We start from the raw sequence: 15,868 nt of genomic DNA, 5'->3' as shown, positions 1-15,868 counted from the left end.
CCGGCTCCGGTTCACAGGTCAACCACACGTTTGCAGGACCGGAACGCGCTATCCCGTCCTGCAGATCGCCGAAAGTCCTGTAATCCGGGAATTGGGAGGTGCGCGATGAGCGCGAATGAGACGTTCGACGTCGTCGAGGCGTCGATCGCCGACCTGCGCGCCGCGCTCGAGGACGGCCGCACGACCGCCGTCGGTCTCGTCGAGGCGTACCTCGCACGCATCGACGCGTACGACGGGCCGGGCACCGAGACCGCCCTCAACGCGGTCGTCGTCCGCAACCCCGACGCGCTCGACGAGGCGCGCGCGTCCGACGAGCGCCGCGCCCGCGGCGAGGTGCGCGGACCGCTCGACGGCATCCCGTACACCGCCAAGGACTCGTACCTCGTACAGGGCCTCACCGCCGCGGCGGGCAGCCCGGCCTTCGAGCACCTCGTCGCGCAGCGCGATGCGTTCACGATCCAGCGCCTGCGCACGGCCGGTGCGATCTGCCTGGGCCTGACGAACATGCCGCCCATGGCCAACGGCGGCATGCAGCGCGGCGTGTACGGCCGCGCCGAGAGCCCGTACAACGCCGAGTACCTCACGGCGGCGTTCGGTTCGGGCTCGTCGAACGGCTCAGGCACCGCGACGGCGGCGTCGTTCGCGGCGTTCGGCCTCGGTGAGGAGACCTGGTCGTCGGGCCGCGCGCCCGCCTCGAACAACGCGCTCTGCGCGTACACGCCGAGCCGCGGCGTGATCTCGGTGCGCGGCAACTGGCCGCTCGTGCCGACGATGGACGTGGTGGTGCCGCACACGCGCACGATGGCCGACCTCTTCGAGGTGCTCGACGTGATCGTCGCCGACGATCCCGAGACCCGCGGCGACTTCTGGCGCTCGCAGTCGTGGATCGCGCTGCCCGAGGCGTCCGACGTGCGACCGTCGTCCTATCCGGCGCTGCAGGTGACGGATGCCTCCGGCGCCCGCGCCGCACTCGCGGGCGCGCGCATCGGGGTGCCGCGCATGTACGTGAACGCCGACCCCGAGGCCGGCGCCGCGGAGCCGGGCGGCACGGTCGGCATCGGCGGCCCGACCGGGCAGCGCATCGAGACGCGCGGCACGGTGATCGAGCTGTGGGAGGCCGCGCGCCGCGACCTCGAGTCGGCCGGCGCCGAGGTGGTGCTCGTCGACTTCCCGGTCGTGTCGAACTACGAGGGCGACCGCCCGGGCGCGCCGACGATCGCGACGCGCGGGCTCGTGAGCCCGGACTACCTGAAGCGCGAGATCATCGACCTGTCGGCGTGGGCGTGGGAGGACTTCCTGCAGGCCAATGGCGATCCGCGGCTGCACACGCTCGCCGACGTCGACGGCGGGCGGATCTTCCCGCACCCGGCCGGCGCGCTGCCCGACCGCTACACGGGATTCGACGACGACATCGCCGAGTACCCGGACTGGGTGCGTACGCATCCCGGTGCGAGCTGGGCAGATATGCCCGAGCTTCCCGACGGACTGCGCGGCCTCGAGGAGACCCGCCGCGTCGACCTCGAGCAATGGATGGACGCGCTCGGCCTCGACGCGGTCGCCTTCCCGGCGGTTGCCGATGCAGGGCCGGCCGACATGGACGTGAACCCGGCCTCCGCCGACCTCGGATGGCGCAACGGCGTGTGGGTCGCCAACGGCAACCTGGTGCCGCGCCACCTCGGCATCCCGACCGTCACGGTACCGATGGGGCTCATGCACGACATCCGGATGCCGGTGGGCCTCACGTTCGCCGGTCGTGCCCACGACGACACGGCCCTGCTGCGCCTGGCCGCCGCGTTCGAGGCGCTCGCGCCCCGGCGCACCGAGCCTCCGCGCACCCCGCGCCTCCCGTGATCGTGTTCCTCACAGCGGGCGTGAGAGCTCCAGGGCGCGTCGGTGGCCCTCGCGGTCGAACAGGTGGAGCATCGTGGTCGAGATGACCTCGACGGGCGCCGCGAGGAGCCGGCTCGCGATCCGCTGAAGGGGAAGGTGCGCGACGCTTCCGTCGGCCGGGTCGGTCTCCGCGAGCAGGATCAATGCGGTGTCGTGCCGGTCTTTGGCGGAGGCGTCGAGCACCCGAACCGCCGTGGCTCGCCGATGCTCGTACTCGCGGATGAGTTCGGTGCGGCGCAGGCCGAGCCGTTCGAGCGGCGGGAGCGCGACGAGGGTGCGGTCGCTCTCGGATGGTGGGCGATCGCCGAGGTAGGCCGTCCTGGCCTCCGCGTATTCCGCGACGGCGGTCCGCACGACCGCCTTCTTGGTGGTGCGCAGGAAGAAGGCCAGTTCCGAGACCGTTCGGTCGGTCTCCTCATCAACCTTGATCGGCTTCTCCATCACGTGGTCTCCTCAGGTCGTGTGTGCGGCCGCGTTTCCGTGCGTCGGCGGCGGTCCGGACACGATCCCTTCGCGAACCCGGTACCGAAGTACCGGAGATCGTGCGACGGGAACATTCTTGCCCGGCGGCGACAGCGCGCGGGCTCGGTCGGGCGCGCCTGCCGAGGCTCGTCGCTGGGCGTGCGTTGGGGAGGACGAGTCGGCGACAACGCCGGGGAGTGCACTGCGGGCGACCAGCCGCGGGATTAGCCTGACCGCATAGCGGCGAGCCGAACCCGCGCGGCCGTGTACGCGCGGCGGCGCAAGCGGCGGATGGCGCGCGCGACGCACGATCTCAGCGACCTGCAGTGGGGTGCGCTCGTCGAGGCGTGGGGCGGGTGCGCGTACTGCGGCGCGACCGAGCGCGCACTCCAGCGGGACTGCGTGCTGGCGATCTCGCGCGGTGGGCGGTACACGCTGCTCAACGTGGTCCCGGCCTGCGGCTCGTGCAATGCGAGCAAGTGCAACGACGAGGTGACGTCGTGGCTGCGGCGCAAGCGACTCGACGAGGGGGCGTTCCTGGTGCGCCACCACGTGATCGGCCGGGCACTCGTCTTGCGATTCGACGGCGACGCCGCGGCCGCCGACACCGCGGCCGCCGACACCGCGGCCGCCGACGCCGACGCCGACGCCGAGTGACGCGTCCCGACAGGACGCAAGGCCCTGTCGGCGACCCCTCGCCCGTGCGACGGTGAGAGGGCGGCGAGCGGATGCCGCGGCATCCGCTCGCTCGAACCGGAACCGGAATGCGAGGAGACAGGCTCATGGCCCAGTACGACGTGGCGGACCGATCGGCGATCGTGACCGGGGGAGGGGGCGGGATCGGCCGCGCGGTGGCCCTCCTGCTCGCGGCGAACGGCGCGTCGGTGCTGGTCAACGACATGAACGGCGAGCATGCCGAAGCCGTCGTCGACGAGATCCGCGCGGCCGGCGGCGACGCCGAGGCATCCGTCGGCGATGTCACCGACCCGAGCTGGATCGAGGCCTCCATCCACGCCGCGAACGCGCTCGCGCCCCTGCGCATCGCCGTCAACAACGCCGGCATCGGCGGGCCGGCCGTCGCGATCGGCGAGTACCCGGTCGACGGGTGGGACAAGGTGCTCGACGTCAACCTGCGATCGATCTTCCTCGGCATGCGCGCCCAGCTCCCCGCGATCGTCGAGAACGGCGGCGGCGCGATCGTGAACGTCGCGTCGATCCTCGGCAGCGTCGGCTACGCGAACTCGTCGGCATACGTCACCGCCAAGCACGGCCTCGTGGGCCTGACCAAGAACGCCGCGATCGAGTACGCCACGCAGGGCGTGCGGGTGAACGTGATCGGCCCGGGCTTCATCAGGACGCCCCTGCTCGACGCGAACCTCGACGAGGCCACGCAGGAATTCCTCGCGGTCAAGCACCCGATCGGCCGCCTCGGCACGCCCGAGGAGGTCGCCGCGCTCGTCGCGTTCCTCGCGAGCGACGCCGCGAGCTTCATCACGGGCAGCTACCACCTCGTCGACGGCGGCTACACCGCCGTGTGACGGGCAGCCGTGCGGCGGGCACGCGGCGCCTCAGCCGCCGACCTGCGGCCACCACGGCAGCGTGGGCAGGATCTGCTCGACGAGGATCGAGAACGACTGCGTCACGGCGCCCATCACCCAGCCGAGCAGGACGCCGGCGGCCGTGACGATCCACGCGATCGTCTGCTCCTGCCGGGTGCCGAGCACCCTCCGGCCATCCTTGTCCTTCTGCGAGTTGGTCAGCGTCAGCACGAGGTCGACGAGCCACCAGATTCCGAAGCCGCCGATGGTCAGCAGCTTCAGGATGCCGGTACCGACCTTGCCCAGGTAGAAGCGGTCGACTCCCAGCACGCCGAGGAACCACGCGAACAGCCAGGTCGCGATGAACGACCGGTTCGACGTCATGTCCTGCGACGCACGTGCGATGTGCGGGTTCGGTGCGGCGGGTCCGGGCGTTGCCGGCGGGTACGCGCTCATGGTCTTTCCCCTCGAAGCCATCCGTTGCGTGCCTCCCACTCTGCGAGGTCGCGGGCGCGGCGCCGGGGTCGAAGGTCCCTCAGTTCCCGCGGTCGGAATCGACGTGCGCGTCGACGAACGCGGCGGCGCGCGGCGCGAGCGACGCGCCGATCTCGCCCGCGGGGCGCTTCGCGCCCTTCACCTCGAACGAGTGGTTCGCGCCGTCGATCCACTCGAGCACCGCGCTCGTGCCGAGGCGGCGCACCAGATCGTCGAGCTGCTCGTTCGGGATCGCGAAGGGATCGTTGCGCCCCTGCAGGAACAGCATCGGCACGCCCGTGAGCGACCCGAAGTGCTCGTCGCGCGCCTTCTCGGGCTTGCCCGGCGGGTGCAGCGGGTACCCGAGGAACACCAGCCCCGCGACATCCATGCCCTCGGCCACCGCCATCGACGCCATGCGGCCGCCGAACGACTTGCCGGCCGCCCAGACGGGTTCGCCGTCGAGCGCGTGCGACCGCGCGGCATCCGCCACGGCACGCCACGTCGCGATCGCGACCGGCGGCCGGTCGGGGAACCGCCGCCCCGCCGCGATGTACGGGAAGTCGAAGCGCAGCGTCGCGACGCCGAGCCCCGCCAACGCGCGGCAGAAGCCGCTGAGGAACGGATGGTCCTTGCCCGCGCCCGCGCCGTGCGCGACCACCATCGTGGCCCGCGCACCCTCGGGGCGGGCGAGCACGGCCGGCACCGTGCCGATGCCGTCGCCGACCTCGATCGTGAGGGGCTCCTCGTCGACGCTCATGCCTCCATCGTGCCCGGCGGCGGCGCGGCCGTCGAACCGGCCGCCCGCTCGCGCTCGCGTTCGGCCCACGCCCGCTCCATCCGGTCGGACCGGTCGGCCACGATCGCGCCGATCCGTGCGCCGACCGTGACGACGACGACCACGCCGACCGCGATGAGCGCCGCGATGCCCGTGATGCGCGACGCCGGCTCGTCGGTCAGCCGCGCGACGCCCACCCAGGCGAGTCCCCAGCACAGCGAGAGCATCGGTGCGATCCGGCCGCGGCCGGCGATCCCGATCGCGACGCCCACGCCCGCCGCGACGGCGATCACGACGACCGCCCACACCACGGGCGCGACGCCCCAGCCCTCGACGCCCGCCGCGGCGAGCACCGCGGTCGCGTTCGCGGCCGTCGCGACCACGACCCAGCCGAGGTAGAGCCCGATCGAGCCGTCGGTGATGAGCGCGTCGAGCGCGTTGCGCGGCGGCATCCGCCTGATCTGCACGAACAGCCAGGCGAGCACCGCGACGAGCACGGCGATGACGACCACGCTCACGCCCAGCAGGTCGAACTGGACCACGCCGATCCAGAGTGCGTTGAGCACGAGCGAGAGCGCCACGGCGTAGCCGATCCGCCGGTGCCGCGGCGCCGTGCGCTGCGCGGGCAGCAGTTGCCAGAGCGCGTAGGCGAGGAGCCCGGTGTAGATGACGCTCCAGATCGCGAACGCCGGGCGCGCGGGGGCGATGAGGGTCGAGTCGGCGTCGAGCCATCCGCCCGCGGCATCCTGGATCGGCGTGCCGACCACCGCACCCGACCCGATGAACGCGGCCCCGATCGCGAGCAGCGAGGTGAGCAGCACGACCACCTGGCGCACCGTGTCGGCGGGGCCCGCCGGCCGAGGCGCGACGTCGGCCCGGCGGTCGTCGGTCGTCGTGCTCATCGGATCTCCTGCGTCGTCGGTGGAGCTGCTCGGCGTGACGCCAGCCTAGGCCGCGGCACGGCCGCGCCGCCTCAACCCATCGATGGATCCGTGCGGGCTCAGACGGGGCCGTTCGCGACCCGTGGCTCGTCGGGTTCGTCGGGCCGGCGCGAGTCGCCGCCGAGGCGCGTGGGGCGGAGGGTCGGCGCCGCCGCGATCGTCGCGGCGTACAGCCGCCTGAGCCCGGCGTAGCCGTTGCGATGCCACGCCGCGAGCTGCCGTGCCGCGCCCGTCCCCTCGCGCAGGCGCCGTTCGAGCAGGTCGTGCACGAGCGCGCGGTCGCCCATCCGCTGGAGCGGCTCGGCCAGGTACCGCTCGAGCCGGCGGACCACGTCCGCTGCGGGCAGGAGCGCGCCGGTCGCGGGATCGACGGCGGCATGGGCCAGACCGGCGTGCGCGCCGTGCAGGTTCCCGGCGCTCAGCAGCTCGGGCGGGAGGTCGGGGTCGGGGTCGTCCGCCGAGCGCACGCGATGGAGCATCGCGGCGTGGTCCCGACCCGCCCGGTCGAAGTCGTCGACGGCTCGCAGGACCAGGGCGCGGCAGATCGCGGCGATGAGCACGGTGTCGTCGACGGTGAGCTGCGCATCCGCCATCCGGAACTCGATCGTCGGGAGGTGCTCGGACAGCCGCACGTTCCACGCGATGAGCGCCAGGTCGTTGATCCCCGCATGGCCGAGCAGCCGGCGGATGCGACGGTCGTAGTCGTCCGCGTCGGCGAATCGCGGTGGGCAGCCCGCCGTGGACCAACGTCGCAGCGCCACGGTGCGCCAGCTCTCGTACCCCGTCACGTTGCCGTGCCAGAACGGCGAGTTGCCGGTCATCGCCGTCAGCAGGGGCAGCCACGGTCGCACGGCGTTCAGCGCCGCCACGCCGTGCTCGCGGCTCGGGATGCCGATGTGCACGTGCAGCCCGCACATCTGGTGGTCGGCGATCAGTCCGGCCATGTCGCGCACGATCCGGTGGTACCGGTCGACATCGGCGACCGACGGGAACGCGTGCGCGTCGGGCGTCGTGCCGATGCTCGCGGCCGAGACCGCGAGCCGAGCCGCATCGGCGTCGATCTCGCGACGGAACCCCAGCAACGCGCCGCCCGCCTCCGCGAGCTCGGTGAACACGGGCGACGCGAACTCGATCTGCGAGGCGAGGAACTCGCGATGCGTCGTCTCGCCCCATCGCGGATCGGCGGCGAGCCGGGTGTAGACCTGCTCCGCGACATCCGCCGGCAGCATCGTGGACGGGTCGATGAAGAAGAACTCCTCCTCGATTCCGAACGTCGTCATCGCCGCCCCTCTCGACCACCGAGCGGACGCCCCCCAGCGACCCGCACCGTTGCTGCTGGCAGGATGCGCTGCGCGGGCCGCCGTGTCAAGGGCTTTCCGGACGGCGCATTCCGTGCGCGGAGGCGGCACCGGCGGCTGCCGGAGGTTCGCCCGGAGACCGTCGTCACCCGGTCGCGGTCGCCTCGAACACCGTGACCGGCTCGGCGAACCCCTTCAGCTCGAGCGGCCCGACCTCGCGGAAGGCCAGCGCCGGGTCGTCGGCCAGGTCGACGACCGTGCGCGACACGAGGGTCTGCCCGGCCGTCGCCGCGCCGGACATGCGCGAGGCCAGGTTCACGGCGCGGCCGAAGTAGTCGCCGTCCTGCATCACGACCGGGCCGGCCGCGATCCCCCCGTGCGCGGGCAGGCCCATCGCCGGGGCCGCGTCCACCATCTCGAGCGTCGCGCGCACGGCCTGTCCCGCCTCCCGGAAGTGGACCATGACCCCGTCGCCGAGCCACTTCACCGGGGTGCCGGCGTGATCGGCCACGACGCGCTCGACCATCGAGCTCATGCGGGCCGCGAGCCGCGCGCCCGCCGCGTCCCCCTGCGCGTCGGTCAGGTCGGTGTACCCGGCGAGGTCGATGAAGACGAAGCTGGGCGGACGTGCCGGCCCGGCACGCGACCCCTCGGACTCGAGGGCGCGTTCGATGCTCTCGACCATCCCCGCGGTCCATCCGCGTTCCTGCTGGCGGCGGTACAGCGCGAACACCATGCGATCGACCCGGGGTGTCAGTCGCTCCCCGAGCGCGGCGGCCCGCTCGAGCGCCTCGCCGTACGTGAGCCCCGCCCGCACCAGGCCGCCGACGAGGTAGGTCTGGAACAGCTCGTTCTCGGCCTCCGCGACGCGTCGCATGCCGTCGACGTACACCCGCCCGAGCCGGGTCAGCGCGTCGACGTCCACCATGTCCGCGACCATCTGCATCACCGAGAAGATCGCCTCGTCGTCCTCGCGCGTCCGGTCCTCGGGCGTGAGCACCCGGTTGGCCAGTGTCGTGCCGGTCTGCCGGATCAGCTCGAACGGCATGCCGAGCCGCGCGGCGAGTTCCCCGTACGTCTCGGTCCGGAGCTCCGACCATCGGTACTGCGGGCCGTCGAGGAACTCGAGGTGCACGCGGTCTGCGGCGACGGCCTCCGCGATCGCCTCGGCGCTCATGCCCGCCCGGTCGCAGGCCTCGATGAGACGCGCCCGCTGGACGTCGCCCCGGCCGAACGCTCCGTCGGCTCCGGGCGCGAGCACGCCCAGCTCGATCAGCCGGTCGACGAACGCGGCGTCGACGCCGGCGCGCTCGACCACGCCGTCGCGCGTGTACCGATCGGGCGACCCGTCCACGTGGCCGAGCGTAGAGGATGATCGCGCCGTCCGCGCGCGACTACCAGCCTTCGGCCAGCACCCGATCGAGCATCGCGACGAAGAAGTCGGCGCTCTCGCGCGTGACGACGAGCGGCGGCTTGACCTTGAGCACGTTCTGGTGGTCGCCGGTCGGCTGCATGATCACGCCGAGCGTCAGCAGCCGGTCGCAGATCGCGGCGGTCTCCTCGGTCGCCGGCTCGAGGGTCGCGCGGTCGCGAACGAACTCGACGCCGAGGTACAGCCCCAGCCCGTGCACGGCCCCGATGAGCGGATGGCGCTGCGCCAGCGCCTCGAGCCGGCCCTTGAGGTACGCGCCCGTGTTCGCCGCGTTCTGCTGCAGTCGCTCGTCGCGGAACGCGTCGAGCACGGTGAGGCCGGCGACGCTCGAGGCGGGGCTGCCGCCCGTCGACGAGAAGAAGTACCCCTGCGTGCGGAATCGCGCGGCGATCTCTCGCGTGGTGATCACCGCGCCGAGCGGATACCCGTTGCCGGCGGCCTTCGCGACCGCGATGACGTCGGGCACGACCTCCTGCTGCTCGAAGCCCCAGAACCACTGCCCGAGCCGGCCGTACCCGGCCTGCACCTCGTCGGCGATCGCGAGCCCGCCGACCTCGCGCACGGCCGCGTACACCTCGGCGAGGTAGCCGTCGGGCAGCGGGATGCCGCCGGCGTTGCCGTAGAACGTCTCGGCGATGAACGCGGCGGGCGGGCGACCGGATGCCGCGAGCTCGCGGATGCGGTCGGCGGCCTCGGGCGCGTAGCGCGCGGCATCCGCCCCCCGATGGAGACCGCGGAAGGGGTTGGGCGCGTCGAGCGCGTGCACCCAGTCGGGGCGGGTCGCGAGCGCGTTCGGGTTGTCGGCGGTCGACGTGCTGACCGCGTCGGACGCGTAGGTCCAGCCGTGGTACGCCTCGAGGATCGACACCACGTCGCGCCGGCCGGTCGCGGCCATCGCGACGCGGATGGCGAGGTCGGTGGCCTCCGAGCCCGAATTCACGAGGAAGACCGTGTCGAGCGGGTCGGGCGCGAGCGCCGCGAGCCGCTCGGAGAACTCGACGACCGCGCCGTAGTTGAACCGCGAGTTGGTGTTGAGCGTGCGCAGCTGCTTCGCGACGTTGGCGGCGAGCGTCGGGTGTCCGTGGCCGAGCGGCGTCACGTTGTTGACCATGTCGAGGTACACGCGGCCGTCGGTGCCGACGAGGTGCTCGCGCCAGCCGCGCTCGATCCGGGGCGGGGCGTCGTAGTAGTGCTCCTGCACCTCGGCGAAGGCGCGGTCGCGTCGCGCGATGAGCGCGGCCGCATCGTGCTCGAAGCCCGCGGGGCGAGGAGCGCCCGGCGCAGCCGGACGTGTCTCGAGACCCAGTCCCATCGCCGGATCCTCCGTCAGCGCGAGCCATCCCGCCGCGTACTCGGGCCGCACGAGGTGCGGCACGCGCACGCCCGCGGGCGTCGTCTCGAGCCGGATGCGTGTGCGGGTCCGGGCGGGGACCGTGCCGTCGAGGATGGTCGCGCCATCCGTGCCCTCGGTGACGAGCCGTGCCCCGCCGCCGGTCGCGGTCAGGTGCTGCGACGCTGCGAACCACACGTCGATCCCGGTCGGCACGGTCGCCGACGAGTCGGCCGAGCGGATGCGGCTCGCGCTCAGGCGCGGCCTTCCGCGATCGAGCCATGCGGCGGATGCCCCGGCGTCGAGGGCCGCGAGCGCGAGACGCTCCTCGAGCTCGGGCTCGAGCCAGGCGCCGGCGTCGACGTCGTCGGATGTGATGGAGACGTCGAGGCGCACGGCGCGGGCCGCGTCGAACCCGGGCGCGGTCTCGATACGACCCGACGGGGTGCCGGTCGAGGAGGGCGACCCGCGCCCGTCTCGAGACCCTGCCGGGTCGACGCCGAGCGCGTCGGCGATCACCCCCGTCATCACGGCCGCCGGCACGGAGGTCGCCTGCTCGAAGATGCGCCACTCGCGCTCGACGCCGGCGGCCGCGTACGCGTTCGCGCCGCCGTCGATCTGCACCTGCTGCTCGCCGCTGACGACGAGCACCGCGCCGCGGAGCACGACGAGCGGCCAGAGCGCGTGCACCTCGGCGGCCGACAGGGGCCGCAGCGCGTGGAAGGCGCGCACCGCGGGGAGCACCGAGGCCGGCTCCGCGCCGGCGTGGTGCAGCACCGACGAGATCGTGATCGCGAGCTCGGACACCGCCCAACTCGCGGTGACGTCGCCGAAGTCGATCATCCCGTCGGGCGTGCGGATGCCGCGCTCGGCCGAGCACACGACGTTGTCGTCGGTGAGGTCGAGGTGCACGGCCTGGATCGGCAGGTCGGCCGCGACGGCCTCCACCTCGGCCCAGGCGCGCGTCGCGGCATCCGTCACCGCGGCCCGCTTCGCGGGGTCGGGGTGGAAGCCCGCGAGCAGGTCGACGACGCGGTCGGCGTGGCGGAGGTCCCACTGCAGCACGCGGTCGAGGCCCGGGTGCGCGAAGTCGGCGAGCGCGAGGCTCGCGTGCGCGGCGAGCTCGCCCATGCGCGCGACGACCGCGGGAGAGAGGTGCGCGCTGCCGGTGAGCGTGCCGCCGGGAAGGTACTCGAGCAGGCGGATGGCGAGGGGCCCCTCGCTGGTGTCGGCGACGATGGAGCGCGGGGTGCCGTCGGCCGCGCGGCTGGTCGTCGCGATGCGCAGGTGCGCCGCGTGGGACGCGATGCGGGACGCCGCGTGGTCCTGCGCGTCGAGCTCGTCGGCGGTGAACGCGGGATTGGTGATCTTCACGACGCCGAGCACGCCGCCGGTCGAGGAGCCGGCGGTGTCCCGCGACCCGGCGGCGTCGCGCGCGAGGAAGTTCTGGTCCTGCTGGCTGCCGAGCGGGTCGAGGGCCACGTCGAGGCCCCAGTGCTCGCGCACGATCCGTGCGACCTCGTCGGCGGGGAGGCTCGGCGCGGGCAGCTCGCCCGCCGAGAAGAAGTCGAAGCCGCTCACGCCTCGACCCTAACGAGGGCGGATGGCGCAGCCGAGCGCCGCCGTGTCGATCCGCGGGCCGTTCGTCCACCGCGCAGGCGACTCGCGGCTCCGCTGCGACGGATGTCGGCGGCCTCGCCTACCGTGAGCGGCATGACGAACCGGACGCAACCGACGCTCGAGCCCGACGTGCTCGACGAGCCCTGCCTGCGCTGCGGTTCCGCCGCGGTGCGGGTCATCGTGTACGGCCCGCTCGACCTCGAGGTCGAGGCCGATGCCACGGCGGCAGGCCTGCACGCCTCTGCGCCGATCTTCGACTGCCGCGACTGCGGTTTCGAGTGGGGCGAGGCGGTCCGCGACCTGCTCAGCTGACCCGCTCGGCGCCGGCGCGCTGGAGCAGCGACGGCCGCGGCGCGTTCGTCGCCGCGATGTCGACGATCTCCCAGAGCGTCTCGGTCGCGATGGCGACCAGTTCGCCGTACGGGAACCGCGCTGGGTCGTCGAGATCGATGAGCATGGCGACCGAGTCGGGACGGAGCCCGTGATCGCGAGGGTCGACGAGACGCGGGTTCTGCGCTCCGAGCTCCGCGAACGCGCGCTCCAACTCGACCCGGCGTGCCTCGAATCGCTCGTACGTCTCGAGCCGGCCGAATGTAGCCGTCGAGAGCCGGGTCGTTCCAGCACGCGATCGGTCGGCGCGCTCGGCGGGCGACGCCGCGAGCGCTCCCGACGCCAGTCGAGCCTGATGCCTCGCACCGGCGAGCTCACGCCGCTGAGCGGTCCCCTCGGCGCCGTCGTCGAGGAGTCCGTCGCGCCAGACGGCGAACGCGTTGACCGCGTCTCGCACGACCTCGCCTCGGGTGCGCCCGAGCAGGTGGGCCAGGTCTCCGATCAGGCGATGCGTCTCGGCGTCGATCTTCACGGTCGTCATCCTGCCGTTGCGCTCCGGGCCGCTCATCGGCGCGATCGGGTCGATGCGCCGTCCCGTCCCGAGGCGGGATCGCGGCCCCGATCCGGAGCGGCAGGTGATGGCCACGGCCGGGGATGCCGCATCGCGACCGGGATTCGACGATAGGTTCTTGCTTCCATCATGGGAGAGAGGTATTCCCGGTATACCTCTCTCCCTCGCCACCGCGGGGAACCGTCATCGAGATTCGGCGACGGCGATCCTGGGGAGAACGAGTCACATCGAGGCGCCCGAGCGTGAGACGCGATCGACCGACGCTGTGGCGGCCAGCGTGGTCTCCGCCGATGCGGACTCGAGCGGGTCGGCGTCGCCGTCGCGCATTGCGGCGCGGATCGCGGTGAGAGCGGCGCGCGCGACGAACGTCGACCACGCGACGAGGGCGAGCAGCTTCGCACCGTCTTCGACGAGCACCGATGCCTGCGACGGCGTCACGAGCAGGTCGGCGAGCGCGGAGACGGCGAACCCGGCGAGGGCCATCAGGATCAGCCCGCTGTCGAGCCGCACCCTGATGGGGGCGAGGAATCGGCCGACGAAGGCGAGGAACGCCGCGCCGTACGCGGCGACGACGAGGTGTCCGCTCCAGGGCGAGAATGCAACGCTCTCGTGGATCAGCAGGAGGTCGTCGAGCGCGAACGCGAGGCTCAGCGGGAACGCCCACCTGAGCAGCGCCCCGAGTCCCGCGTCGGCGCGGCGCACCGCCATCCATCCCAGGAACGCGGCGCCGGCTGCGAGCAGCGTTGCGGTGATGCCGAGGTTCGAGAGCAGGCCGTACGCGGCGCTCGTGTCGCCGTGGCGGGCGGCGACGACCTGGCCGTCGCGGAGGAGATCGCTCGGGGCGAGCCACGGCTGCGTGGCGACGGCGACCATCGCGATCACGACGGGAACGACGACGGCGGCGTACGTCAGCGGCGGGGTGGTCGCGCGCGCGTCGGGCACGCGCTGCTCGGACGGAGGATCCTCGGATCGGGGCATCCGGCGAGGTTACGGGTGGAACCTGATCCGGCGGGGGCCCTTGACATCGGGGCGACGATCACGCATCACGCGCGTGCGTCGGGCGACGCCGCGTCATCCAGGAGCTCGTCGCGGATGCGTCGGAGGTCCTCCATGAGCGAGCCGACCAGGATCCAGTGGTCGGACTTGGGCGCCGCGACCGTGAGCGGTGCGGTCAGCGCGGGGATCGCCGACGTGAGCGGCTCCGGGTCGACGTCGGCGAGGTGGACCGCGAGCCGGATGTCGTGTGCGACGCGTCGCAGCTGCTCGGCGATCGCGCGCACCGTCGGTTCGCTTGCGAGTCCGTCGTCGTAGTGGTCGACGACGGCGCGCGTCATCCCGATGACCTGCGTCACGATCGGCCCGAGCCGTGCGAGCAGGCGGCGCTGCTCGACGAGGTCGCCGCGATGGGCCGACCGGCGCGGGTTCAACGTCAGCGATTCCTCGGCGTCGGTGATCGCGCCATCCGCCGCATCGCGCATCGGCCGCAGCAGGCGCGCCTCGATCATGAGGGCGTCGAGGTCGGCGCGACGCTGGGGCGCCTCGAGGGCCGCGGCCAGCCGGTCGACAGATGCCGCGAGCTCGCTGCCGAGCGCTGCGAGCTGCCCGCGCGCCGGGCCGACGAGCACGGGCGGCACGATCAGCACGTTGACGACGATGCCGATCGCCGCGCCGATGAGCGTCTCGAGGATGCGGTCGAGCGCGTACTCGGGCGAGGTGCCGCCGAGGGCGAGCACCAGCATCGCGCTGATCGCGACCTGGTTCGAGGTGGGCGTGGTCATGCGCGCCGCCCACGCGGCGAGGATCGCGACGACGATCGCGAGCAGGATCACCCAGCCGTTCGGCCCGAACACGAGGCCGAGCGCCGACGCGATCACGACACCCGCGATCACGCCGACGCTGCGTTCGATCGCCTTGCCGAGCGACTGGTCGACGCTCGGCTGCACGACGAGCAGTGCCGCGATCGCCGCGAACACGGGCAGCGGGCCGGGGATCAGCCAGCCCGCCACGAGCCATGCGGCGATCGTCGCGACCGCGGACTTCAGCACCTGCAGGATGGGCGCCCGCCGGGTCGCGCGGAACCGTTCGGAGAACCGCATGGTTCCACGCTAGCGGGCGCCCCCGGCGCTCAGCCGGTCGCTGCTAGCCGGCCTGAGCCGCGTCGCGCTTCGGCAGGCGCCATCCGGGTCGGACGAAGTGGCAGGTGTAGCCCCAGGGGATGCGCTGCAGGTAGTCCTGGTGCTCGGGCTCGGCCTCCCAGAACGCGCCTGCGGGGGCGACCTCGGTCACGACCGGTCCCGGCCAGATGCCCGAGGCGTCGACATCGGCGATCGTCTCGATCGCGGTGTCGTACTGGGCCTCGCTGGTCGGGAAGATCGCGGAGCGGTAACTCGTGCCGATGTCATTGCCCTGCCGGTTCTTCGTCGTCGGGTCGTGCACCTGGAAGAAGAACTCGAGCAGCTCGCGGTAACTCAGCTTCGCGGGGTCGAACACGACCTCGAGCGCCTCGGCGTGCGTGCCGTGGTTGCGGTACGTCGCGTTCGGGACGTCGCCGCCCGAGTAACCGACGCGCGTGTCGAGCACGCCGGGCAGCTTGCGGACGAGGTCCTCCATGCCCCAGAAGCAGCCGCCCGCGAGGACGGCGGTCTCGGCGCCAGGACGAGTGGTGATGGTGCCGGGGGTGGTCATGCGCGGTCCTCGCTCTCGGTGGTGGTGCTGGTGAACAGGTGGCGGTACTCGCCGTACCCCTCGGCCTCGAGGTCGTCGAGGTGCACGAAGCGCAGCGCGGCGGAGTTGATGCAGTAGCGGAGGCCGCCCTGGTCGACGGGCCCGTCGTCGAAGACGTGGCCGAGATGGCTGTCGGCGCCCGACGAACGGACCTCGACGCGCTTCATCCACAGCGAGCGGTCGACGTGCTCGGTCACGGCGGCGTCGGCGATCGGGCGGGTGAAGCTCGGCCATCCGGAGCGGCTGTCGTACTTGTGCACGCTCGCGAAGAGCGGCTGCCCCGAGACGACGTCGACGTAGAGGCCCGGGTCGTGGTTGTTCCAGTACTCGTTGCGGAACGCCGGCTCGGTCGCGTCATCCTGCGTGACCTTGCGCTGCAGCGGGGTGAGGCGGTCGACGGCCTCGGGAGTCCTGCGGTAGTCGTGTGACACGGTTGCTCCTTCTCCTGGCGGCTCCGGCTGGGCCGCCCTCGGACGATGC

The 15,868-nt window shown here is 72.9% G+C and carries 16 protein-coding genes; 4 read left to right on the top strand and 12 right to left on the bottom strand.

Going from position 1 to position 15,868, the window contains the following annotated elements; genetic code table 11:
- Positions 1 to 105: 105 nt before the first annotated feature.
- Complete coding sequence (locus AC3RKB_RS02920; RefSeq protein WP_491434479.1) at positions 106 to 1,851, top strand: amidase; 1,746 nt, start codon at positions 106 to 108, stop codon at positions 1,849 to 1,851.
- 9 nt (positions 1,852 to 1,860) lie between these two features.
- On the opposite strand, the gene AC3RKB_RS02915 is transcribed toward AC3RKB_RS02920, so the two are convergent.
- The gene (locus AC3RKB_RS02915) at positions 1,861 to 2,331 is read right to left on the bottom strand and encodes a hypothetical protein (protein ID WP_491434478.1); all 471 of its coding nucleotides are present in this window, start codon (positions 2,329 to 2,331) and stop codon (positions 1,861 to 1,863) included.
- 312 nt (positions 2,332 to 2,643) lie between these two features.
- Between AC3RKB_RS02915 and AC3RKB_RS02910 the strand changes: the two genes are divergently transcribed.
- Positions 2,644 to 3,009 carry an HNH endonuclease gene (locus AC3RKB_RS02910; protein WP_491434477.1) on the top strand — a complete coding sequence of 122 codons (366 nt, stop codon included), beginning with the start codon at positions 2,644 to 2,646 and terminating at the stop codon, positions 3,007 to 3,009.
- A gap of 125 nt (positions 3,010 to 3,134) precedes the next feature.
- Entirely contained in the window at positions 3,135 to 3,890 is a 756-nt protein-coding gene (locus AC3RKB_RS02905) for an SDR family NAD(P)-dependent oxidoreductase (RefSeq protein WP_491434476.1), read from the top strand.
- A 30-nt stretch (positions 3,891 to 3,920) separates the two neighbouring features.
- Here AC3RKB_RS02905 and AC3RKB_RS02900 read toward each other — a convergent pair whose 3' ends face one another.
- The 6 genes from AC3RKB_RS02900 to AC3RKB_RS02875 all read right to left on the bottom strand — a co-directional run bounded on the left by AC3RKB_RS02900 (position 3,921) and on the right by AC3RKB_RS02875 (position 11,724).
- A complete protein-coding gene (locus AC3RKB_RS02900) occupies positions 3,921 to 4,346 on the bottom strand; it encodes a TM2 domain-containing protein (RefSeq protein WP_491434475.1) in 426 nt (141 codons plus the stop codon).
- Between the two features lie 79 nt (positions 4,347 to 4,425).
- Positions 4,426 to 5,124, bottom strand: coding sequence for an alpha/beta hydrolase family protein (locus AC3RKB_RS02895; protein WP_491434474.1), 699 nt, complete (start codon positions 5,122 to 5,124; stop codon positions 4,426 to 4,428).
- The gene (locus AC3RKB_RS02890; protein WP_491434473.1) at positions 5,121 to 6,044 is read right to left on the bottom strand and encodes a TspO-related membrane protein; all 924 of its coding nucleotides are present in this window, start codon (positions 6,042 to 6,044) and stop codon (positions 5,121 to 5,123) included. Before AC3RKB_RS02890 ends, AC3RKB_RS02895 begins: the two co-directional genes overlap by 4 nt.
- Positions 6,045 to 6,142: 98 nt before the next feature.
- The gene (locus tag AC3RKB_RS02885) at positions 6,143 to 7,363 is read right to left on the bottom strand and encodes a carboxylate-amine ligase (protein ID WP_491434472.1); all 1,221 of its coding nucleotides are present in this window, start codon (positions 7,361 to 7,363) and stop codon (positions 6,143 to 6,145) included.
- Positions 7,364 to 7,526: 163 nt separating this feature from the next.
- The gene (locus AC3RKB_RS02880; RefSeq protein WP_491434471.1) at positions 7,527 to 8,735 is read right to left on the bottom strand and encodes an adenylate/guanylate cyclase domain-containing protein; all 1,209 of its coding nucleotides are present in this window, start codon (positions 8,733 to 8,735) and stop codon (positions 7,527 to 7,529) included.
- 40 nt (positions 8,736 to 8,775) lie between these two features.
- Positions 8,776 to 11,724 carry an aminotransferase class III-fold pyridoxal phosphate-dependent enzyme gene (locus AC3RKB_RS02875; RefSeq protein WP_491434470.1) on the bottom strand — a complete coding sequence of 983 codons (2,949 nt, stop codon included), beginning with the start codon at positions 11,722 to 11,724 and terminating at the stop codon, positions 8,776 to 8,778.
- 132 nt (positions 11,725 to 11,856) lie between these two features.
- Between AC3RKB_RS02875 and AC3RKB_RS02870 the strand changes: the two genes are divergently transcribed.
- A complete protein-coding gene (locus AC3RKB_RS02870) occupies positions 11,857 to 12,075 on the top strand; it encodes a hypothetical protein (protein WP_491434469.1) in 219 nt (72 codons plus the stop codon).
- Here the strand turns inward: AC3RKB_RS02870 and AC3RKB_RS02865 are convergent.
- The 5 genes from AC3RKB_RS02865 to msrB all read right to left on the bottom strand — a co-directional run bounded on the left by AC3RKB_RS02865 (position 12,068) and on the right by msrB (position 15,819).
- Entirely contained in the window at positions 12,068 to 12,625 is a 558-nt protein-coding gene (locus AC3RKB_RS02865; protein ID WP_491434468.1) for a hypothetical protein, read from the bottom strand. The genes AC3RKB_RS02870 and AC3RKB_RS02865 overlap by 8 nt on opposite strands.
- A 261-nt stretch (positions 12,626 to 12,886) precedes the next feature.
- Complete coding sequence (locus tag AC3RKB_RS02860) at positions 12,887 to 13,642, bottom strand: DUF8692 domain-containing protein (RefSeq protein ID WP_491434467.1); 756 nt, start codon at positions 13,640 to 13,642, stop codon at positions 12,887 to 12,889.
- 65 nt (positions 13,643 to 13,707) lie between these two features.
- On the bottom strand, positions 13,708 to 14,760 hold the full coding sequence (locus AC3RKB_RS02855) for an FUSC family protein (protein ID WP_491434466.1): 1,053 nt from the start codon (positions 14,758 to 14,760) through the stop codon (positions 13,708 to 13,710).
- A 43-nt stretch (positions 14,761 to 14,803) separates the two neighbouring features.
- A complete protein-coding gene (msrA, locus tag AC3RKB_RS02850; RefSeq protein ID WP_491434465.1) occupies positions 14,804 to 15,349 on the bottom strand; it encodes a peptide-methionine (S)-S-oxide reductase MsrA in 546 nt (181 codons plus the stop codon).
- Positions 15,346 to 15,819 (bottom strand): peptide-methionine (R)-S-oxide reductase MsrB, encoded by a 474-nt coding sequence (gene msrB, locus AC3RKB_RS02845; protein WP_491434464.1) that lies wholly within the window; start codon positions 15,817 to 15,819, stop codon positions 15,346 to 15,348. The genes msrA and msrB overlap by 4 nt, the downstream gene beginning before the upstream one ends.
- Positions 15,820 to 15,868: the final 49 nt, after the last annotated feature.

It is taken from the genome of Agromyces capsici (assembly GCF_058349965.1).
The sequence above is the reverse complement of the archived record's forward strand: the minus strand, read 5'-3'. Positions and strand labels throughout refer to the sequence as shown.